Source organism: Paenibacillus glycanilyticus, from assembly GCF_030161375.1.
Classification (GTDB): Bacteria; Bacillota; Bacilli; order Paenibacillales; family Paenibacillaceae; genus Pristimantibacillus; species Pristimantibacillus glycanilyticus_B.
The window spans coordinates 127,317-148,287 of sequence record NZ_BSSQ01000018.1; the positions used below are offsets into that span (position 1 = coordinate 127,317).

Below are 20,971 nucleotides of genomic sequence, written 5' to 3' on the forward strand. Positions count from 1 at the left end.
TAATTAACCCAAGTCCCGCAGCTGTTTCTTGAAGCCTTGATTATCGCTCGAGTAACCAAGCGAGCGGTAGAACTGATGCGCCTTCTCCCGATAACCGCTGGATACGAAAATAATGTAACTGCAGCCGCGTTCCTCCGCGAATTGCTCCAGACGTTGCATCAGCAATTTGCCAATACCTTGTCCCCGGTAATTCGGACTCACGACCACATTCTCCACGAGCAGAAACGGATGACACTGACCAACAAGATCATAACATTCGATTCCCATCGCCGTGCCGATGACCTGATCCCCGTCACAAGCTGCCGCCAGAAAATAATGAGGATCCGCCGTTATTTTTGCCAATGTCCTTTCCATCGCCTCTATATTGGAAGGAACCTCCATAAGTTCCTCAAACAACTTCGATAGATCTTGAAGATCCTGCGTATTTGCTTCTCTCAGCTTGATTGTTGTCAACGCATCCACTCTCCTGTTTGGTACTGCATTCCATTGTACCATTTTGAACGCGACAAAATCCGGCTAGCCGTTTTCGAAAAATTCGAGATTTTTTTCGCAATAAAATTTCACTCTCAGGATATGTAAACTACCATAAATACCCGTTATACAACCTTTAAGTTTATATGCGATGCATAGAAATGATTCTATTACGATCATTCCAATTCCCTATTAATCCCACCTTAGATTGAGATATTCCTGTTTAACATTTCAATCAGCCCCATAATCCAAATTAAGGCATTGCAGACCTTGTCGAAAAACTGGATATAATTAGCATTTTTACTGTTGACGCTATCATCCCATGTCATTTATAGTTATTTAGTACTAGTTTGGTGTCGAAATATAAGGGACTATTCTCCCAATCTTTCGACACAACGAGACAACTATATTATAGAAAGGAAGTGGGTCTATGTTGACCCGAACATCCGTCATTACAAGGATTGCTCTGCTGCTTCTTATATTAGGAATTATGTTTGCCGTTACTCATCCAACGGCCACCAAAGCAGCCGTAAATGTCGTGGACATTAAGAGCAATGCGATGAATCTGGGTACACCTACCTTAGTTTCCGGAGAAGCCGGAAAAGTAGGTACTATCTACAAGTACACCAACGTGATTACCAGTGACGGAATCACGGTTGATGCATTGGTGACTATTCAAGAAGCAACAAATGGGGCATCATTGTCAGGCAATAAGCTGGACAATGCCGTTACCGGTCTAAATGATCGCTTTAATCCATGGGTAACAACTAATAATGGCGATGGTTCCATGACATTGCACTTTGAATTCATTGACCAATCAACTGAGAAATCTGTTTCCATTAAAAACTTCTTCGTGACAGTTATTGATATTGATGGCGACAGTGAATCCAAGAGAGAGTTTGTTGAACTATCAGGTTTTGCTAGTTACTCTATCAACAAAAACTCAGGTCTCTCGATAAGCACTAATTCTAATGGAAAAACTCAGTTTGCTGGTGTATATCCTTCACTACCAAATACAACTTTTGAGTACACAGCCTCTATGATCGCCAACTATACAGCTCCAATAAACTCTATGGATTTAGTAATTGGGAATAAGGGCAAATTAACTGACAGACAGTTCTCCATCAACTTTGGAGCACCGGGCGGTACCTTCTCTAACCCAGTCCAGGTGGACAACCCATCCTCCCCTACCATCAACGTCGCCATTGACGACGGCGGTGACGGCAAACTAACCGCAGGCGTAGATAACATTGGCACGGTTAAAGTGTCAGGCACAACGACCGCAGGCGCTGGACAGCCTGTCACCCTTACGGTGAAGGACTCTTCCGGCACAGAGCGGAATTATGCAACAACCGTTGCGCAAGGCGGATCTTATTCAATCAATCTTGATTTCTCCGCCCTGAAGTACGGAACCATTACCGTGTCAGCGGATACGGTTAATGCGCAGGGCAATCCGGCTAAGACCGCAACGGATACAACGGACAAAGTAAATACGGCGCCTACGGCGGCGAATGCAGATTTTACGGGCAATGAAGATCAAAGTATTAACCAATCCTTGAATGGTTACGGCAGCGACATTAATGGTGACCCTCTCATCTATGTTTTGCAAACGGGACCAACGCACGGAACTTTGACTTTGAATGCAAACGGATCATTCTACTATTCGCCAAGCGCGAATTACAATGGATCAGACAGCTTTACATACCAAGTAAACGATGGTTCTCTTAATTCTGCTACAGCTACGGTAACGCTTCATGTAACCCCGGTTAATGATGCTCCTGTAGCTTACGACTCGAAAAAGAGCACTGTAGAAAACACGCCGGTAACGGGAATAGTCACCGGTCAAGACTACGATAGTCCGTCTTTGACGTTCGAGAAAGCGCAAGGTCCCGCCAACGGTCAATTGGACCTTCAAGCAAACGGTTCGTACACCTATACGCCAAATACCGGTTATGTGGGCACGGACAGCTTTACTTTCACGGCAAATGATGGCGATTTGAGTTCCAATACGGCTACCGTCACGATCACCGTAACGGCGGCGCCAAACGCGGCGCCTGTCGCACAAGACGGCAATAACAGCACAAATGAAGATACGCCGGTCGACGGCTTGGTATCGGCAACGGACAGCGACGGCAATGCTCTGATTTACTCCGTAGTTGCTCAACCAACTAACGGTTCGGTCACGCTCAAACAAGACGGCACTTATACCTATACGCCAAACGCCGATTATAACGGATTAGACAGCTTCACTTATAAAGTGAATGACGGCAAAGCCGATTCGAATACAGCAACGGTCGAGCTGACCATTCATGCTGTTAACGACAAACCGGTTGCGAATAATTCCACTAATAGTACCAACGAGAATACTCCGGTGGGCGGAACGGTAACCGGGTCGGATGTTGAGCCAGGTACACTGACTTATGCCATCGACCAACCGCCTTCCCACGGAACTCTCGTATTAAATAACAACGGAACCTACACGTATACGCCTAATCCGAACTACTTCGGTTCCGATAGCTTTACGTTTACATCGAGCGACGGAGAGCTTGATTCCGATCCGGCTACCGTAACCATCACGATTAATGAAGTTAATGAAGCGCCTGTCGCCCAGAACGGCACGGAGCAAACCGAAGAAGATGAACCTCTCACGGGTATAGTTACCGCAACGGACAGTGATGGCGATTCCCTGCAATATTCGATCGTTGGGCAACCTTCCCACGGCAGCGTAACCTTAAATCCAAACGGTACTTACACGTACACGCCCGCTTCGAATTACAGCGGAACGGACAGCTTCACCTTTAAAGCAAACGACGGCTCCGTGGACTCCAATAACGCAATGATCACGATTACGGTCACGCCCGTGAATGATGCGCCAACGGCTGATGCTTCCAGCAATACAACTACCGAGGATACATCGGTTAACGGCAGCGTAACAGGCGATGACGTGGAACAAAGCGAGCTCACCTATACGGTCGCGACACCGCCGGCACACGGCACGTTGACATTGGACCCTGACGGCCATTATACGTATACGCCTGAGCCAAACTTTAACGGCACCGACAGCTTTACGTTTAAAGCTAACGACGGTTCCGCGGATTCTACTCCTGCTGTCGTGACCATTACCGTTACTCCGGTCAATGACGCGCCAAGCTCGGAGAACAGTACGATTAGCACGCCGGAAGACCAACCGGTTAACGGCAAAGCAAAAGCAAGCGATATTGACGGCGATACTCTGACTTATACGCTTGTACATGAACCTGAGCACGGCACGGTTCTTCTCAACCCGGACGGTACGTTTACGTATACGCCAAACCCGGATTACAACGGTCCGGACAGCTTCGACTTTAAAGTAAGCGACGGCAAGCTAGATTCTTCCGAAGCTACCGTCGGCATTACGGTTACGCCTGTGAACGACGCCCCAACGGCAAGCAGCGGAAGCAATACAACCGCTGAGGACCAGCCTGTGACGGGAACCGTTACCGGCAGCGATGTGGATGGCACAACGCCAACTTATGTTATCGTAGATGAACCGGCGCATGGCACCGTTATTTTGAACCCGGACGGCACTTACACCTATACGCCGGATCCAAATTATAACGGCTCGGACAGTTTCACTTTCAAGGCAACTGACGGCTCTGCAGACTCTGCACCGGCCAAAGTGGACATTACCGTTAACCCTGTGAACGATGCGCCTACGGCATCGGGCGATTCCATCGTTGTGGAATCCGGCTCCAGCAAGACAGATTCTTTCAAGATCAAAGACGTAGACGGCGATGCCCTCACGATCTCGGTTGAGACTCAACCGGCGCATGGGACCGTTGTGATCCATAACGACGGCACTTATACGTACACGCCAAATGCGGGTTATGGCGGCCCGGACAGCTTTACTTTCAAAGCTAAGGATGCAACTACGGAGTCCGACCTTGCTGAAATCTCCATTACCGTTCGTTTGCTCGACGGATGGGTTGGCAACCGCGTCATCACGGATACAACCGAATGGACCGTAGCTCCCAACAAGCCGCTCAAACTCTCTGCTGTAACAGAAGTGACGGCCACAGCCGTTACAGCAACCTTTGACTTTGACGGTCCGGACAATGGAACCGAGAATGACACGGCAACTCTTACGCTGGCGAATAGCACGACATACCAGACAGATGGTTATAAAAAGTGGGAGAACCTGCAATATCGTCTTCCTGCGGATGCAGCTAGCGGTGCTCATACGGTAACCTTCGCGTCCTTCAAGAATGAAGATGCCTTGCCGGCAGAGCCAGCCTCCAAGCTGCTCAACAATACCTATACCGTCATCCGCAACGTATCCATTGACGGAACGGTTACAGACCGCAATACCCGCGCCCCTATTGAAGGAGCAACGGTTACGCTATACGATCCTACGGGAACGAATAAAGTCGCGGACGTTACTACAGACGCTTCGGGCTTCTACAACTTCCCGAATGTCCGCACCGAGCATTATTTGATCGTCGTGGAGAAACAAGGATATGCAACTCGCAACCATGTCATTAATGCCTTGCCGGGACAAGCAGCCGAGACAACGATTCATCAGGACTTTGAACTGGTGAAATACGTCTTGAAGCTAAGCGCGAATCCTAGCTCCATCGTTGGTGACGGGCAGACGATTTCGAAGCTGACAGCTGTTCTGACCGACATCGACGGCAAACCGCTTAATGACGTAAATATTAATTTCTCAGCCTCGCTCGGAACCTTTATCGGTTCTCCGAATGTAGTAACGGATGCAGCAGGCAAAGCGACGATTGACTATCGATCGTCCAAAATCGAAGGCATTTTATCGCAAAGCGTTCCCGTAACCGCTACGGCCAATGACGTTGAACGCAGCATTTACGCCGAGGAGCAGATCATTATTACGTTTGAACCTGCTTCTGTAACGGGTGTCGTAGCGACAACAGACAACGGCAAGCGCACCATCCTTGCAGGCGCTGTTGTCAAAATCACCAAAGACTTTGACGGCGACGGCATTATTGATTTTGCGGCTGAAGCGATTACCGATGCAGACGGCAAATACAATATCGCCGTGCCTCGCGGCGACGAGAGCTACAATATTGAAGTAATCAAGACGGTTCAAGTAGGCGGCCAGACGAAAGAGGTTTCCTTCAAGCAAACCGTTCAGGTTGGCGCGGTAAGCGGCAATGCGGGCGAAGTGTTCCCTTCGACCAAGACCGTTACGGGCTTTTTATCTCAAAAGCTCCCAACCGGCCAAAACGATATGTTGGATCGCGACTTTATGAATCAAGTCATCGTGAAGCTGATTGGTCCGGCACCAAGCCGCACCGAATACACAGCTCCTTTGACTGCTGACGGCGTATTTAATATTCCGGGCCTCGAGCTGAATACGGAATATGAAATGGCTATCCTATTCAAGATTCCGGATGCCGATCATCCGGGAAGCTTCAAAGAAATTATTATCAATGCAACAGACAACAAAGGCACGTTACCGAAGATTAAGCTAGCAGCCAACGGCGAAATGAACATTTTGAACGAGTTGATTGACCCGTATGGCGATATTACGGACATCTCTACCCATGCCGCCATTAACGGCGCAACCGTAAAATTGTATTACGCAAATACGCCGCGCAATATCTCAAACGGCGTTACGCCTGATACGGAAGTCAACCTTCCTTCTATCGCCGGTTTTGCGCCTAACGACAACGCGAACCCGCAGACAAGCAAAGACGGCGGCAAATACGCGTATATGGTATATCCAACAACGGATTACTACATCGTAACTACGGCTCCGGGTTATATCCCTTATACGAGCCCAACGATCCAGGTTGAATACGCCATTGTCCGTCACGATATCGAGATGACTAAGGCAAGCGTATCCTCCGGCAAACCTAATGTGGTTGTTAACGTATCGGTAGACAAGGACCGTCAAGAAGAAGGCACCGAGGGCAAGATTAAGGTTGAATACCTGAACAACGGCACCAAACAAGCAAACGGCACCAGCGTTACGCTTACCTTACCGGAAGGCACGACGGTAACGAATGCTGACGGCGGCAAGGTCGAAGGGAATAAAGTGACCTGGACGATCGGCGACTTGAACGTCGGAGATAAAGGCGCTCGCAATGTCGTAGTGAAGTATCCGTCCATTAACGAGACTGAGCTTCTCGTGACGATCGCGGCGGAGGGCAAAGCAAGCCAAACCTTGCTTAATCCCGAAGCGGCAAAAGCTTCCGTGAAAGTACTGCTCTTTGCAACTGGCGATGAAACCGTGAAGCATCAACGATACATTCTCGGCTTCCCTGACGGCAAATTCAAGCCTAGCCAGAAGTTGACCCGCGGCGAGCTTGCGGCCATTATCGCGCGCTTGCTTAACGGTGGCTCAACCACGCTTAAAGCGGATTATAAAGATGTACCATCCAAGCATTGGGCAAGCGGTTATATCCGAATTGTAACGGATAGCGGCATATTCAAAGGTTTCGCGGACGGCACCTTCCGTCCAAATCAACCGGTAACGCGCGAGGAATTGGCTACCGTAATGGTACGTTACTTGAAGCTTGATACTTCGATCCCTATTACGCCGCAATTCGGCGACAGCGAAGACCGCTGGTCTTCCTCCGCGATTGAAGCGTTGTTCCGCAACGGCCTGACAACAGGTTATCCGGACGGCACTTTCCAGCCGGGCAAAGACATCATCCGTCTCGAAGCGGTAACGTTAATTAACCGTCTTCTGTACAGAGGACCGCTGACCGACGTTGAACCGTCGTTCCCGGATGTGGCGAAGTCCAACTGGGCGTTTGGCCAAGTCGAAGAAGCAACGAGAAGCCACGAAGCTACGCGTACTTCGGACGGCAACGAACATTTCGTCAAAGCATTGGACGATAACGTGAAATAAGACCTAATAGGCATAAAGGCCGGCAATCCATTCACTCAAGGACTGCCGGCCTTTATTTTGTGAATATTTATTTACGAAATTAGGTATTTAGACTAAACTTACTGATGGTTTATACCGAGATGGAAGTTATACAAATAAATAGGAGAGTGTTTTACAGCAATGAACGTTACGTATTCAGAACTACGCACAAGAGCAAGGCATAGTCTGCAGGGCAATTGGGGCAAATCGGTTTTGGCCCTTATCGTGTATGGGTTGGTTGGCTTCTTAATCGGACTGCTCGACCTCATTCCGGTTGTAGGCTACATCATTCAGTTATTGACTAGCGGCGCCTTGTCGCTTGGATTAATTATTTTCTTTGTTGGCATCGCCAGACAAGAAGGACCGCCAATCAGCGAAATCTTCGGCGGATTCTCTCATTTCATTAAAGCTTTTTGCGTCTATTTCTTCATGACCCTATTTACGGTTTTGTGGTCGCTTTTGCTCATTATTCCCGGTATTATCGCGTATCTTTCTTATTCTCAAGCCTATTACATTCTGCAAGACAATCCGGACATTGGCGCGCTTGAAGCCATCCGCCGCAGCAAACAATTAATGAAGGGCCGTAAATGGAAATTTTTCGTTCTTAACCTTACTTTTATCGGCTGGGCACTGCTTGCTCTTCTCACGTTTGGCATCGGTTTCCTATGGCTCTCGCCCTATATTTTCGTCACGCAAGCGCATTTCTACGACGAGATTACGGGCCGGACAACGCCTCCTCCTCATCCAGACTCTTTCTAAACGTTAAAGGGCAGTTCCAAAAACCATTCGGTTGAAGGAACTGCCCTTTTCTTTTCACCCTACTTCTGAAGTGCCTCAAGCACCGCTTTAACTCCGTAGCTGTTGCCGATTGGTCCATAACCCAGCGCCAGCTCGCCGTTGATGCTATACACATGGTTGTTCGCCACGGCCTTCAGCTTCTTGTAAACCTCGCTGTCTTTCCACTGATCGGTCGCCGCAGGAAGCGTCTTGTCGCTGTAATTGAAGTAACCGAGGAACAGATAATCCGGATCCAAAGCGCTAAGTCCCTCGAGACTAATCTTCTCTCCATCGGCCATGTTATCCGAGGTTGGGGCTTTCAAACCCATTCCTTCATAATATTGCTTCGTATAGTTGGTGCCTTGCAGCCAAACTTCATTCTCGCGAACTTGAACGAAAGCTACGTTCCCACCCAGAGTAGCCAGCTTCTCTTTCGCTGCCGCCAATTCTGCTTGGTACTGGGACACATATTGCTCCGCGACATCCTCTTGACCTAGAATTTCTCCGAATTTCGTAACGAGCGAAGGCCAGTCCGACCATACATCCGTTTGCTGCTCGTCAATCATAACCGTTGGCGCAATCTTCGCCAGATCCGCGGCGATATCCTTATTAACCGCATTGCCGGCAATAATGAGATCCGGCGCATAAGCAAGCAGCTTCTCCAAATTCACTTGCGTGTTCTCGCCAACAATTTGAATATCTTTTATTTTATCGACATAAGGCTTGTACTCATCGGAATGAATCACGGATTGCTTCTCGGTGAAAGGCAAAGCCAGACCTACCGAATCCAAGTTGAACAGAAGCAGGGAATCCGCATAACCCCAATGCACGACCGCGACTTTTTTCGGCTCCGCTTTGATGGTCACCTCGCCATTCGCATCTTTGATCGTACGCGGGTATTTAGCCGCTTCCGGCGTATCCGGCGTACTTGTCGCTTCGCTTGTCTGACTGGCGTTATTGCTATTGCCTCCGTTGTTGTTGCCGCAGGCGCCAAGCAGCAAAATAAGGCTTAAAGCCATTAATAAAGTAGGAATCCATTTCGCTTTCATTGTTCAATCCCTTTCCCGAATCTGATAGATAACAATTATCATTATCAATGAAATCGTATCATTCTCCTTTGCGAAAGCAAATAGATAAATTCCCGTTTCTATGATGGACGATTTCGCTTTTCCTGAAAACCAAAGTGAAAACTAATACATTGTTAGAATTGAAAAAAGCCCGGCGACGATCCCTTATGCTTCTTGAACAACCGGCTGAAATAATACGCATCCTGATAACCCACGCTTATCGCCACGGCCGCTACCGTGAACTGACCCGTCATGAGCAGCTCGTGCGCCCTGTTGAGGCGGTATTGAATAAGATAATCGATAGGTCCAATCCCGGTGTAACGCTGGAACAAGGAGGAGAAATATTTCGGTTTCAGGCCAAAACGCTCCGCGAGTTGATGCAACGTAATCGGTTCGTCGAAATGATCATGGATGTAGGCGGTAGCTTCTTCAACGAGCGAATAACTCGATTTGTTCAGCTGCATCCGTTCGGATTGCAGGATCCGGTTAATCAACTGGTAGAACAACGTTTTTTTCTCCAGCAGCATCATCGTATCCGGCGATGAAGAAGCTTTTTGCAGCTTCTCGAGCAGTTGTACCAGCTCCGGACTTTGCGGCGGAGTTTGCAGCATCTGCACTTCCATTAACCGCTGGGCGTTCTCCGTTCCGATGCGCACGGGAATATAATGCAAGAGCCCGTATTCAAACCCTTGACTACCGGTATGAATTTCGAGCTTCTTCTGCATGCCGCCAAGCAATACCTTCCCCGGCTCAAGCTTGAAGCGCTCCGTGTCGTTAAAAATAAACTCGGCCTGCCCGCGCAGACTTATAATAACGGCGCATTTCGTTGTCGGGCGGTCCACGTGGCCATCATAAATTGTGCTGGCTTCCATCTCCGTCCGGTACACGCCAAATACTTCTACAGGCTGCTTCACGAAAGCCTGGGCTAATTCTTCATGCGGATAAGCCATCCCGTCACGCTCCTTCATTAAGTGCAAAAAGCCGGCCAGCCTCGGATGAGGTCTAACCGGCTTTGATCATCTACCGCTTATCCTTTTGTCCGGAACATCAAGTAGAGGAAATAGGGAGCCCCGATAACCGCAACAACAATGCCTGTCGGTATTTCCGACGGCTGCAGGATCCATCTGCCGAGCGTATCGGCTACTAACACCAAGAGCCCGCCCACTAGCGCGGTTGTCGGAAGCAACGTTTGATACCGTTGCCCCACCAGACGCCTTGCCAAATGAGGCGCGATGAGCCCAACAAAACCGATGCTGCCGCTTACGGCTACGCAAGAGCTTGCTAGACCAACAGCTGCGGCTAGCAGCCAAATCTGCTGTTTGGCAACGGCCGCGCCAAGACCTGTAGCGAGCGGTGCGCCAAGGTTAAGGACATTAATCGTCTGCGACTTGAAATAAACAAACGGAAGCAACACAACAATAAATGGAAGTAAAGCACTCACGTAATTCCAGTCTTTGCTCCAAATACTGCCCGCCAGCCACGTCTGCACAAATTGGAACTGCTCCGGATTGATCCGCAGGGACACTAGGATGGTTACCGCAGAGAAACCCGAGCTGATCGCTACGCCGTTCAACACCAGCCGGTTAGACGATAATCCCTTATGCCTGCGGTAGGAGATCATGAAGACTAGCAATGCGGCAACGCCTCCGCCAAGCCAAGCAAGGATCGGAAGCAAATACACGGGCGCTGAAGTCGGAGCCGAATAAAACGCCACGTAGAGCAAAATGACCATGCCCGCGCCGGAGTTAATCCCGATAATCCCCGGATCGGCAAGCGCGTTGCGCGTTAATGCCTGAAGAACGGCACCGGATACGGCAAGGCCCATGCCGATTAGAATGGCGATCAGAATACGCGGCAGCCGGAAGTCAAACAACACGAGATGCTGCTGGTCCGTTCCGTAGCCAACCAGCGTTTTGATCACGTCAAGCGGGGACATTCGGATGACCCCGGTATTCATACTAATAAGAAAAGCAACGATAATACCGATAAACAATACGGAGATCACAAAGATGCTGCGGCGTGTTCTGCGTACTTCTGCTAATGACATGAATGTTCCTTTCATCGGTTACAGCTCCCTCCTTTCCTTGTTGGCAAGGTACAGGAAGAACGGAACGCCGATTACCGCAATCATGGAACCGATCGGCGTCTCAAACGGAGGATTGACCGTTCTTGCCGCCAGATCCGCGAGCACAACAACAAGCGCGCCTAGTACCGCTGAAGTAGGAATAATCCACTTATAATCTACGCCAACCAGCTTGCGCGCCACATGCGGTACCAAAAGACCGATAAACGATACCGCCCCCGCTACCGAGACGGCCGAACCTGCCAGCATAATGACAATAATGACGCCGGCCAGCTTCACCGGACCTGTCCGAAGACCAAGACCTTTGGATACTTCTTCACCGAGGCTGAGCATGGTAATGGATCTGGACAATGCTATCGCCGCAGCAAGCGCCACAAGCACCCACGGGAACATAATCTTAAGCTGCTCCCAGCGGATGCCGGCCACGCCTCCCGCATACCAGAACGCAAGCTCTTGCCCAATCTTGAAGTACAACGCTATTCCTTCGCTTAATGCCGTTAACAGCGCAGACAACGTTACGCCGGCAAGCACCATCCGCATGGGCGTCAGTCCCCCGCGCACGGATGCGCCAAGCGCAACGACGATAACGGTGCTCACAGCCGCGCCTAGAAACGAGAACATAATAATATACGGATAAGAAAGACCGGGTGCAAACGCGAAGCACAAAGCAAGGGCAAACCCTGCTCCCGAGTTCAAACCAAGCAGACCCGAGTCGGCCAGCGGATTGCGCGTCATGCCTTGCATAAGCGCGCCCGCTACGGCAAACGCGCTGCCTACCAGCATGCAGCCGAGTACCCGTGGCAAACGAAGCTCTTGAATAACTTGATGTTCCTTCAGGTCGGGATTGAAATGGAATATAGCTTCCCATACGGTCAAGAATTTAATATCCATCGCGCCAAACGAAACGGATAATCCTAACGCAAGCACCAGCGCAATAAGGCCGCCGAAAATAATCAATATTGCCGTCAGCGGACGGGAATACAGCCGCTCCATCTCATCCCCAGCCGATGGTGCTTCCGGTTCAACTTGCGGTTTATGTAGCCTAGCGTTATCAGCCATAACGTCTTATCTCCACTCCACATGAAATAATTGCAACAAGCTTGAAACTTATAAATTATTAGAACTGAAAAAAAGGGAGCAGCAGCTCCCCTCTTTCTCTACTACTCATTATTTCATTATTTCACAATGTCTTTCAAGATATTATCGATCATTTGCGAGCTTGCAACCGGTCCATAGTAGAGCCAGCTGGAAGAACCTTGACCGTCATATTCATAGACATGGCCGTTCTTAACTGCCGGGATGGATTGCCAGATCGGATCTTTCAGCGCTTCGGAACCCGTGCCCTTGTCGCTGTTGATCAGAATCAGTTGGTCAGCGTCCAGGTCGGCAAGCTTCTCAAGCGAGATCGCGTTCCAGTTGCCAGTTCCGGCTGCGGAGATTTCTTTCACGACTGCCGGTACTTTCAGGCCAAGATCGTTGTACAATACAGCGCCGCTCGACAGCTTGTCGCTTACAACGTAGAAGTTGTTTTGCACGAGCCAGATTGCCGCAACGGATTGGTCGGGAATAGCGGCTTGCAGTTTTGTTTTTGCGTCAGCTGCTTTGGCTTCGTAATCGTCAAGCACCTTCTGCGCTTGGTCTTTCTTCTGCAGCACCTCGCCGATCTTCAGAAGAGCTTTGCGCCAGTCGCTGTTCACTTCATCGCCAAGAACAAAGGTAGGCGCGATTTTCGAGTACTGCTCGTATTTGCCGCCTTCAACCGTGCTGTTTGGTCCCATGATCAGCAGGTCGGGCGTAAAGCTGGTTACCGCTTCGAAAGGAAGATCGTATGCAATTGTCGGGATGTCTTTCAGATCGTTTTGCAAGTAGTCCTGAATGCCGTTTGTAACGCTCCATTGCGCAACCGGCTTCACGCCAAGCGCAACCAGATAATCTTCCAGGTAGGAAGCAATAATTCTTTGCGGATTAGCCGGGATTGTTACTTCGTTGCCCATGCCGTCAGTCAGCTTTTGCTCGGTTTGCGCAGCAGCCGTTTCCGTTGCTTCCGGAGATGGAGACGCGCTTTCCGTCGCCGCCGCGTTATTTGTTCCTTCGTTATTCTCTTTATTTCCTCCGCATGCCGCAAGCACAAGCGAAAGAATCATTACGCTCATAAGTACAACTACTAGTTTTTTACTCTTTCCAAGCACAAATACATCCCCCTAAAAGCTGTTATGTTATTTTCTCGTTTTCTCGTTTCGACTAAAGTGATGATAACAATTCTCATTATCAAAGTCAATCCTTAATTATAGGATCTTATATAAGAAAACCTCCAAGCGAGGCAGCCTAAGATGAACGGCCACGCTTGGAGGTTTATTTTTGCCTAATTGGTTCCCAAATTATTCCTTAACTGCGCCAATTACGACGCCTTTCACGAAGAAGCGCTGAAGGAACGGATAGATGATCAGAATCGGCAAGGCACCGATGAAGATCTGGGAAGCGCGGAGCGTCCGCTGCGACATGTTCGCGATCGCCGTCGCATCGAAGGACGTCATGTCCGACTGCACGATCAGCGTCTGCATGAAGCTGGCGAGCGGCAGCTTGGCCGCGTCCTTCATATAGATCAAGCCGTCGAAGTAAGCATTCCAGTGGCCAACCATCGTGAACAGTCCCACCGTCGCAAGCGAAGGCAGCGAAATCGGCAGATAGATCGAGAAGAAGCTCCGGAGATGGCCAGCTCCGTCCATAAACGCCGCCTCCTCCAGCTCCTTCGGCACCGTGCGGAAGAAGTTCAGGAGCAGAATCATATTGTAGGCAGCCACGAGACCCGGCAGAATAAGCGCCATGATGTTATTGATGAGATGCAGCTTCAATATAAGAATGTAGCTCGGAATTAGACCGCCGCTGAACAGCATCGTAATGACGAAATACCATAGGTATATATTTCTCGCGCGGAATATCCTTGTATCCTTGGACAGCGCGTAAGCCGCAATTGCGTTTACGAATAGTCCGAGAGCCGTGCCGAGCAGCGTACGCTCGACGGCTACCCCTAGCGAAGTTAGAAAGTTTTTGTTCTCAAACGTCTTGCCGTAAGCTTCGAAGGTAAAGCCCTTCGGCCAGAACGTTACCAAGCCGCCGTTGGCAGCGGCGCTGGAGCTGAGCGACACCATGAGCAAATGGAACATGGGCAGCAGGCACAAGATGCCGATGGCCAGCAGGAGTCCATTATTAAATACGCTGAATACGCGGTAAGATATCGTTTTATGATACATGAGGCTTCTCCCTCCCCTTTCCTAGAAAATCCGGTAACCGGCGAATTTATAGGCGATCCGGTACGAGATTACGATCAGGATCAGACTGATGACCGATTTGAACAAGCCAACCGCCGTCGCAAAGCTGAACTGGCCGCTTAACAAACCTTCGCGGTAGACAAACGTGTCGATAATGTCGCCTTGCTGATAGATCATCGGACTGTACAGGTTGAACACCTGGTCGAAGTTCGCGTTAAGCACGTTGCCCATTGCAAGCGTTGCGACTACGATCAGCATCGGCAGAAGCGAAGGAATCGTAATGTACATCGTCTGCTTCCAGCGGGTCGCTCCGTCCACCTCAGCCGCTTCGTACAGAGAAGGATTAATTCCCGAGAGTGCCGCTAAGAAAACGATGGTGTTAAAGCCAAATTCCTTCCAAACGTCGCTGACGACGATGGTCATCCGGAACCACGTACCGTCCCCAAGGAAGAAAATCGGCTGGATGCCAAACACGTTCGTCAACAATTGGTTAACGATCCCGGTCTGGCCAAGCACGTCGATCAGAATGCCGCTCAGCGTAACCCACGACAGGAAATGCGGCAAATAGACAAGCGTTTGAACGGAACGCTTCAGTCCCATGTTCCGTACCTCGTTAAGAAGAAGCGCGAAGGCAAACGGAATGATGAGATTAAGCACGATTTTGGAACAGGCGAACAGCAAGGTATTCCCGATGATCTTCATAAAATAATCGTTCGAGAACATGTAGTTGAAGTGTTTGAAACCTACCCATGGCGAATGGAGGAAGCCAAGCCTGGCCTTATAATCCTGGAAAGCCATTACGATGCCCGACATCGGGATGTAGGAGAAAACAAACGACAGCAGAACGGCCGGCAGTACCATGAAATGGAGAATCCATGGCTGCTTGTAGCGGCGTCTTTTGCCAATTGGCGGCGGCGTTGATAATTCAAGATTTTGAGTTGTATGGTCCATAGCGCTCTCCCCTATCTATTTTCTAAAAATCTTTAGCTGGTATAATGGAGCAAATCCTTGCTTAGCTATCGTAGCAATGAAGAGCGTCGTCCCACTATAAGACATTGTTAGGATCGATAGGGTTTTGTTAGGCATATCACCGGGGGGAACGGTACCTATGAAAAAAACAAGACAACCATTCCAGATCAGTCTGTTCAACAAGTACTTGGGCCTTATCGTCCTGCTGTTCATTCCGATTGGACTTCTGTTCGCTTACTCCAATAATGTCGCCACGAGCGTAATCGGCAAGGAGATTCGCAACTCGAACATCAAGCAGTTAAGCTTCCTGTCCAGCCAGATCGAATCCCGGATTAACCAGACGATGGACTTCGTGTTCACTTTCTCGAAGGATCCCAACGTGCAGAAATACAACGGGCTTAACATCTGGGACGACAATTACGACTGGATGCAAACCCGCTATATGATATTGGAGAAAATGGCGCTGCAATCCGGCGTCGTTAACATCTGGCCGGTCGAATTCACGGTCTATTCGCAGCAACATAAGGAAGCGCTCTCAAATACGAGTACAAGCGTCGCGTACGACGAGGATTATCTAAATCTTCATATCTCGAAGAACTGGACTTATAGCGAAGGAACGCAAGATTCGGACGGCATGGCGTTCCGCTGGTTTTATGCCGATTCGCTTGGCCAGCAGAAACTTACGGGCAGCAGCTTGGTCGTTGGGGCCAGCTTTGGCGCCTCCAACATTCAGAACCTGCTGGATACGTACAAGGAAGGCGGACAAGGCGATCCTCTGTTCTACGCCCCCGGCCAGAAGCCGATTCTGAACCGAAGCGCTTCCCCGGAGCTGGCGGAAGAGCTGACCCGCTATTTGGACGGCCAGACGCTGCAGGATTCCATGCAAAAAACCGTCGAGCTGAACGAGCAAAGGTATCTCGTCAGCCTGGTGAAATCGCCGCAGCTCGATTGGTATCTTGTTGATCCGGTGCCGCTGGACCAGATTCTCGGCCCGATCTCGTCTAGCAGAAATCTATTTTACCTATCGCTTGGCCTCTTGCTCGTTATCGGGGCTTTCTTCTCCATCGTGCTATACCGCGACGTGCAGCGTCCGATCCTGAAGCTGATTCGCGGGCTCAAGAAGGTGCAGCTTGGCGACTTCTCGGCACGTATCCATGCCAAAGCGAACAGCGAATTCACGTTCCTCTTCTATCGGTTCAACGATATGTCCGCGCAGATCGAAGCGCTGATTGACAACGTCCTGAAGGAGAGGTTAATCGCGCAGGAAGCAACGATGAAGCAGCTGCAGGCACAGATCAACCCTCATTTTTTATACAATTGTCTCGGGTACATGATCAACATGGCGCAAATGAAAGACGAAGAAGCCGTCGTTAAGATGGGATACAGCTTAAGCTCGTATTATCGCTACATCACTAGAATGGAAAAGCCGACATCAAGCCTTCACGACGAAATTCAGCTGATTGCCAACTATTTGGACATACAAACGATGCGGAACGGCCGGATCCATTATTCCATCGATATTCCGGAAGAGATGCGCAAGCATCAGGTGCCTAGACTTATGCTGCAGCCTTTCGTGGAGAATGCCGTCATTCACGGGGTGAGCAAATCGTATTCCTCCGGCAAAATTCGGATTGTCGGACATATCGCTGGCGGCTTCTGCCGGATTTGGGTCGACGACGACGGGCCTGGCTTGAACGACGAGAAGCTGGACATGTTGAATTCGACAATGAAAGGACCTATGCAGGAAGACATGGGGTATGGCCTGTGGAACACCAACCAGCGAATAATAAATAGCTTTGGCTCCCGCTCCTCCCTCACCTTCTCGGCTTCGGAGCTTGGAGGTTTCCGCAGCGAAATTGTTTGGGAGATTCCCAAGGACGTTAAGGACGTTAAGGACACTAAGGACGCTTCATAATATCATTCCCATTTTCCCCATTGCTCTCATACAAGGAGGACCTTCTCATGCAATTGTTAATCGTAGACGACGAAGCCCACTGGGTTGAAAATTTGTCCATGCATAAACCTTGGCACACGCTTGGTATCGAACAGGTTCACCGGGCTTACTCCGCCCGCGAGGCGCTGCAATTGATCGGAACCAATCCCATCGATATCGTCATTTCGGATGTGCTTATGCCGGAGATGAATGGAATCGAGCTGATTGAACGGATCCGGGAACAGGACAAGCAGATCAAATGCATCATCCTATCCGGCCATGCCGACTTCGAATACGCCAAGGAAGCGCTTCGGCACCACGCCGTGGACTATCTGCTCAAGCCGCCAACGAACGAGGAGTTGTTCGGCGCCGTGCAAACCGCCATCGATCAGTTAAAGACGGAATGGGAAAACGTCAGCTCCCTCGAGCGAACGCAATTCGCCCTGCGGGAGAATTTGCCGCTCTTGCGGGGACAGCTGCTCCTTGGCACCCTCCGGGGGGAGCGGATCCCGGAGGAGGAATGGACGAGGAAGCTGGATATGTACGGATTGCCGTTTCGAAACCAATCTTGCGCGCTTGCGCTTGTGCGTCTGGAGGACGAATTCGGCCAATACCAGGGTAACGGGCAGCATCTGATGGAATATGCCATTATGAATATTGCCGAGGAAATCGTTCAAGAATCCATGGAAGTATGGAGCGTGAGAGAGGAGCACGGTTACCTCGCCTTTCTGCTGCAATTCAAGGAACAACCGGAGGCGGAACGGCCTGACATTCTCCTTGAGAAGCTTGCTATGCAAATTCAGGCCAAGGTGAAGCAGTTTCTGAAGGGGGCCGTCTCCATTGTCGTGACGGATCCGTTCCTCTTCCCTGGTGAGCTTCCGGAGCAGTACCGGCAGGCAGTCTCGTATTTCCGGCAAATCGTCGGAGACGAGCAGGAATTTGTCATGAAGGTAGACAGCGAGAAACGGACTTCCGCTTCCGGCACGCTTGACGTCATTCACGGCCATCCCGGCCTTCTTAATTTGGCGGAGGCCGGCCGCTGGGATGCGGCAGAGGACAAGCTTGCGGCGGCATTCGCCGAGCTGGAGGACAAAGGCTCGGAATCGTGGGAGCATTGCCTGGAGGTTGGCTTTACGATCAGCTCCGCCTTCATGCATCTTGCCCATCGCAGCGGCCACACCTTAGCCGATTTGATCGGCCCGGACATGGAGCTGCTCCAGAGCGGAGAGGCTTTCTCCTCGATCGGCAAGCTGCGGAAATGGTCGCTGAACGTGCTGGCGAAGCTTCGCGAAGGAACTACCCACGACGCGAAGAACGCCCGATCTTTGTACGTTCAGAAGATTAAGGATTACGTGGACAAACATCTTCATCTGGATGTCTCGCTGCGCGCCTTGGCCGACCACGTGAACCTTCACCCTACGCATCTGTCGAAAATTTACAAGCTCGAGACCGGCGAAGGAATTAGCGACTACGTCTCCTCCGTCCGGATGGAACGGGCTTGCCACTTGCTGAAGGCGACCGACAAAAAAATTTACGAAATCAGCGCGGACATTGGTTATCTCGATCCCGCTTATTTCATCAAAGTGTTCAAGCGGCAGTTCGATGTCACTCCGCAGGAATACCGGGATGGACGATGATCTAAACCATCAATAGCCTAAGAGAGTCCTATGGAAACTAATATCGCCATATAGATGCCATCCCCGAACTCTTGATAGAGTTACACATGAAGACACCAAACAATGTTGGGGGATAGATAAATGAGCAAACTTAAGAAGAAATGGCTCGTACCTGCAGCTATGTCGCTTGTCGTCCTGGCTGGCTGCTCGAATAACAACGGCGGCAATAACGCGGCCCCTTCCGCGAACGCAGGCACCAGCCCTTCCGCTACGGCAGAAGCGGAGCAATCCGTTGCCGACAAGGCTTTCGCGGCAGGCAAATACGATCCTCCGATCGAGATCAGCACGATCCTTATGCCGAAGAAATACAAAGACGGCGAAACGAAGGAGAACAACGTCCATACTCGCTTCATGGAAGAGAAGCTTGGTCTTAAGCTGAGCAAAGATACTTGGTTCCCTGCCGGCAGCGACCAATATAAACAGCAGCTCCAACTAGCCCTTACTTCCGGCGAGAAGCTGCCCGACTTCCTGATGGTGCCAACCGACCCGGTGTTGACGAACCAACTGATCGACTCCGGAGAATTTATGCCGATCGACGAATTGTTCGACAAATACGCGAACCAAACTTGGAAAGACCACGCCGCCAAACATCCGGAGCTGTGGTATCCGTTCACGAAAGACGGCAAGAAGTGGAACCTGCCGATTATGGAATACACCGATAACGACGATACGTTGCTCTGGCTGCGCGAGGACTGGATGGAGAAGCTTCACCTCGAAGCTCCAAAAACAATCGCGGATCTCGAGAACATTATGGATAAGTTCAAGAACGAGAACCCGGACGGATTGGCCGCGAAGGACGTTTATCCGCTCGCCGTTTCGCTCAAGAACAACACGAACACTTGGATGGGCGGCCTCGATTGGCTGTTTGGCGCTTACGGTACGATTGAGGAACAATGGAACAAGGATGCGAGCGGCAACCTGGAATACGGCTCCGTGAACCCTGGCGCGAAGCAAGCACTGGCGAAGCTGCAGGAATGGATGCAGAAAGGGTACATTCACCCGGATGCAGCCTTGTGGGATGAAGGCAAATCCGCCGAAATCTGGACCAAAGGCAACGCGGGCGTCTTGCCTGGCGCGAACTGGGTTCCGGATTGGCCGGCTCCCGATCTGCTCAAGAACGTGAACGGCGCCAAATACAAAGCGTATCCCGTTCCGGCCGGCCCAGACGGCAAGATCGGCACGAAGTGGCAAAACTCCGGCGTCAACAGCAGCTTTATGATTAATAAAAACGCCGAGCACCCGGAAGCCATCATTCTCTACTACAACTACTTGCTGGATAATCTCGCGGACCCTGCCGTTGGCAGCGAATACGAATACGGCTTTGCCAAAGGCTACGACTGGGATGACGTCGACGGGCAGCCAACAAGCGACAGCACGAAGATTAAAGACTTCTTCAACGACTTCCAGTTCATCACCGGTCCTGCCCGTATTCCGGACTTGTACATGAAGACGCTGGTGAAACTGGCTGAAGGCAACAAACCGGAGACGCCTTATGAGAAACAGCTGTCCGAATTCCGCAAGCCGGAGAACTGGTACGCGGCGAAGGTCGTCATGTCGCAAATCGATATCCGCAAACAGAACTATTTCACGGGCGCCGCAACGCCTGCGATGATCTCGAAGTGGAATCTCCTCCGCCAGTCCGAGCTGGAGACGTTCAACAAGATCATTTACAACAAACTTCCGATCGACGCGTTTGATACCTTCATCACCAGCTGGAAAGCAAACGGCGGCGATCAGATCACGCAAGAAGTCAACGATTGGTTCAAGTCGGTATCGCAAGCGCAATAATGCATAATGAAGCAGCCCCCAAAGTCGTTTGAAAACGACTTTGGGGGCTGCT

The 20,971-nt window shown here is 50.4% G+C and carries 13 protein-coding genes; 5 read left to right on the forward strand and 8 right to left on the reverse strand.

Features of this window, described 5'->3' with window-relative positions; genetic code table 11:
- Window positions 1-3: 3 nt before the first annotated feature.
- Entirely contained in the window at window positions 4-453 is a 450-nt protein-coding gene (locus QQK89_RS23145; RefSeq protein WP_284241051.1) for a GNAT family N-acetyltransferase, read from the reverse strand.
- A gap of 448 nt (window positions 454-901) precedes the next feature.
- Between QQK89_RS23145 and QQK89_RS23150 the strand changes: the two genes are divergently transcribed.
- On the forward strand, window positions 902-7,339 hold the full coding sequence (locus QQK89_RS23150; RefSeq protein WP_284241052.1) for a tandem-95 repeat protein: 6,438 nt from the start codon (window positions 902-904) through the stop codon (window positions 7,337-7,339).
- 159 nt (window positions 7,340-7,498) lie between these two features.
- The gene (locus QQK89_RS23155) at window positions 7,499-8,116 is read left to right on the forward strand and encodes a DUF975 family protein (RefSeq protein WP_284241053.1); all 618 of its coding nucleotides are present in this window, start codon (window positions 7,499-7,501) and stop codon (window positions 8,114-8,116) included.
- Between the two features lie 59 nt (window positions 8,117-8,175).
- Here QQK89_RS23155 and QQK89_RS23160 read toward each other — a convergent pair whose 3' ends face one another.
- The 7 genes from QQK89_RS23160 to QQK89_RS23190 form a co-directional block, all read right to left on the reverse strand.
- The gene (locus tag QQK89_RS23160) at window positions 8,176-9,183 is read right to left on the reverse strand and encodes an ABC transporter substrate-binding protein (RefSeq protein WP_284241054.1); all 1,008 of its coding nucleotides are present in this window, start codon (window positions 9,181-9,183) and stop codon (window positions 8,176-8,178) included.
- Window positions 9,184-9,335: 152 nt separating this feature from the next.
- Window positions 9,336-10,151 (reverse strand): AraC family transcriptional regulator, encoded by an 816-nt coding sequence (locus QQK89_RS23165; RefSeq protein WP_284241055.1) that lies wholly within the window; start codon window positions 10,149-10,151, stop codon window positions 9,336-9,338.
- Window positions 10,152-10,228: 77 nt separating this feature from the next.
- Window positions 10,229-11,263 carry a FecCD family ABC transporter permease gene (locus tag QQK89_RS23170; RefSeq protein ID WP_284241056.1) on the reverse strand — a complete coding sequence of 345 codons (1,035 nt, stop codon included), beginning with the start codon at window positions 11,261-11,263 and terminating at the stop codon, window positions 10,229-10,231.
- A gap of 3 nt (window positions 11,264-11,266) precedes the next feature.
- Window positions 11,267-12,277 (reverse strand): FecCD family ABC transporter permease, encoded by a 1,011-nt coding sequence (locus tag QQK89_RS23175; protein ID WP_284241205.1) that lies wholly within the window; start codon window positions 12,275-12,277, stop codon window positions 11,267-11,269.
- Between the two features lie 182 nt (window positions 12,278-12,459).
- Entirely contained in the window at window positions 12,460-13,473 is a 1,014-nt protein-coding gene (locus tag QQK89_RS23180) for an iron-hydroxamate ABC transporter substrate-binding protein (protein ID WP_284241057.1), read from the reverse strand.
- 189 nt (window positions 13,474-13,662) lie between these two features.
- A complete protein-coding gene (locus QQK89_RS23185; RefSeq protein WP_284241058.1) occupies window positions 13,663-14,535 on the reverse strand; it encodes a carbohydrate ABC transporter permease in 873 nt (290 codons plus the stop codon).
- Window positions 14,536-14,556: 21 nt separating this feature from the next.
- Complete coding sequence (locus QQK89_RS23190; RefSeq protein WP_284241059.1) at window positions 14,557-15,504, reverse strand: ABC transporter permease; 948 nt, start codon at window positions 15,502-15,504, stop codon at window positions 14,557-14,559.
- A gap of 157 nt (window positions 15,505-15,661) precedes the next feature.
- On the opposite strand from QQK89_RS23190, the gene QQK89_RS23195 reads away from it, so the two are divergent.
- The 3 genes from QQK89_RS23195 (at window position 15,662) to QQK89_RS23205 (ending at window position 20,919) form a co-directional block, all read left to right on the forward strand.
- On the forward strand, window positions 15,662-17,437 hold the full coding sequence (locus QQK89_RS23195) for a sensor histidine kinase (protein ID WP_284241060.1): 1,776 nt from the start codon (window positions 15,662-15,664) through the stop codon (window positions 17,435-17,437).
- 47 nt (window positions 17,438-17,484) lie between these two features.
- Window positions 17,485-19,092 carry a response regulator transcription factor gene (locus tag QQK89_RS23200; RefSeq protein ID WP_284241061.1) on the forward strand — a complete coding sequence of 536 codons (1,608 nt, stop codon included), beginning with the start codon at window positions 17,485-17,487 and terminating at the stop codon, window positions 19,090-19,092.
- 120 nt (window positions 19,093-19,212) lie between these two features.
- Window positions 19,213-20,919, forward strand: a complete 1,707-nt coding sequence (locus QQK89_RS23205; protein ID WP_284241062.1) for an ABC transporter substrate-binding protein — start codon at window positions 19,213-19,215, stop codon at window positions 20,917-20,919.
- Window positions 20,920-20,971 lie beyond the last annotated feature (52 nt).

What these genes read in the sequence shown, in the direction of transcription:
- QQK89_RS23150 (WP_284241052.1), top strand. Translation starts at nt 902, where the DNA reads ATGTTGACCCGAACATCCGTCATTACAAGGATTGCTCTGCTGCTTCTT.
- QQK89_RS23155 (WP_284241053.1), top strand. Translation starts at nt 7,499, where the DNA reads ATGAACGTTACGTATTCAGAACTACGCACAAGAGCAAGGCATAGTCTG.
- QQK89_RS23160 (WP_284241054.1), bottom strand. Translation starts at nt 9,183, where the DNA reads ATGAAAGCGAAATGGATTCCTACTTTATTAATGGCTTTAAGCCTTATT.
- QQK89_RS23165 (WP_284241055.1), bottom strand. Translation starts at nt 10,151, where the DNA reads ATGGCTTATCCGCATGAAGAATTAGCCCAGGCTTTCGTGAAGCAGCCT.
- QQK89_RS23170 (WP_284241056.1), bottom strand. Translation starts at nt 11,263, where the DNA reads ATGAAAGGAACATTCATGTCATTAGCAGAAGTACGCAGAACACGCCGC.
- QQK89_RS23175 (WP_284241205.1), bottom strand. Translation starts at nt 12,277, where the DNA reads ATGGAGCGGCTGTATTCCCGTCCGCTGACGGCAATATTGATTATTTTC.
- QQK89_RS23185 (WP_284241058.1), bottom strand. Translation starts at nt 14,535, where the DNA reads ATGTATCATAAAACGATATCTTACCGCGTATTCAGCGTATTTAATAAT.
- QQK89_RS23190 (WP_284241059.1), bottom strand. Translation starts at nt 15,504, where the DNA reads ATGGACCATACAACTCAAAATCTTGAATTATCAACGCCGCCGCCAATT.
- QQK89_RS23195 (WP_284241060.1), top strand. Translation starts at nt 15,662, where the DNA reads ATGAAAAAAACAAGACAACCATTCCAGATCAGTCTGTTCAACAAGTAC.
- QQK89_RS23200 (WP_284241061.1), top strand. Translation starts at nt 17,485, where the DNA reads ATGCAATTGTTAATCGTAGACGACGAAGCCCACTGGGTTGAAAATTTG.
- QQK89_RS23205 (WP_284241062.1), top strand. Translation starts at nt 19,213, where the DNA reads ATGAGCAAACTTAAGAAGAAATGGCTCGTACCTGCAGCTATGTCGCTT.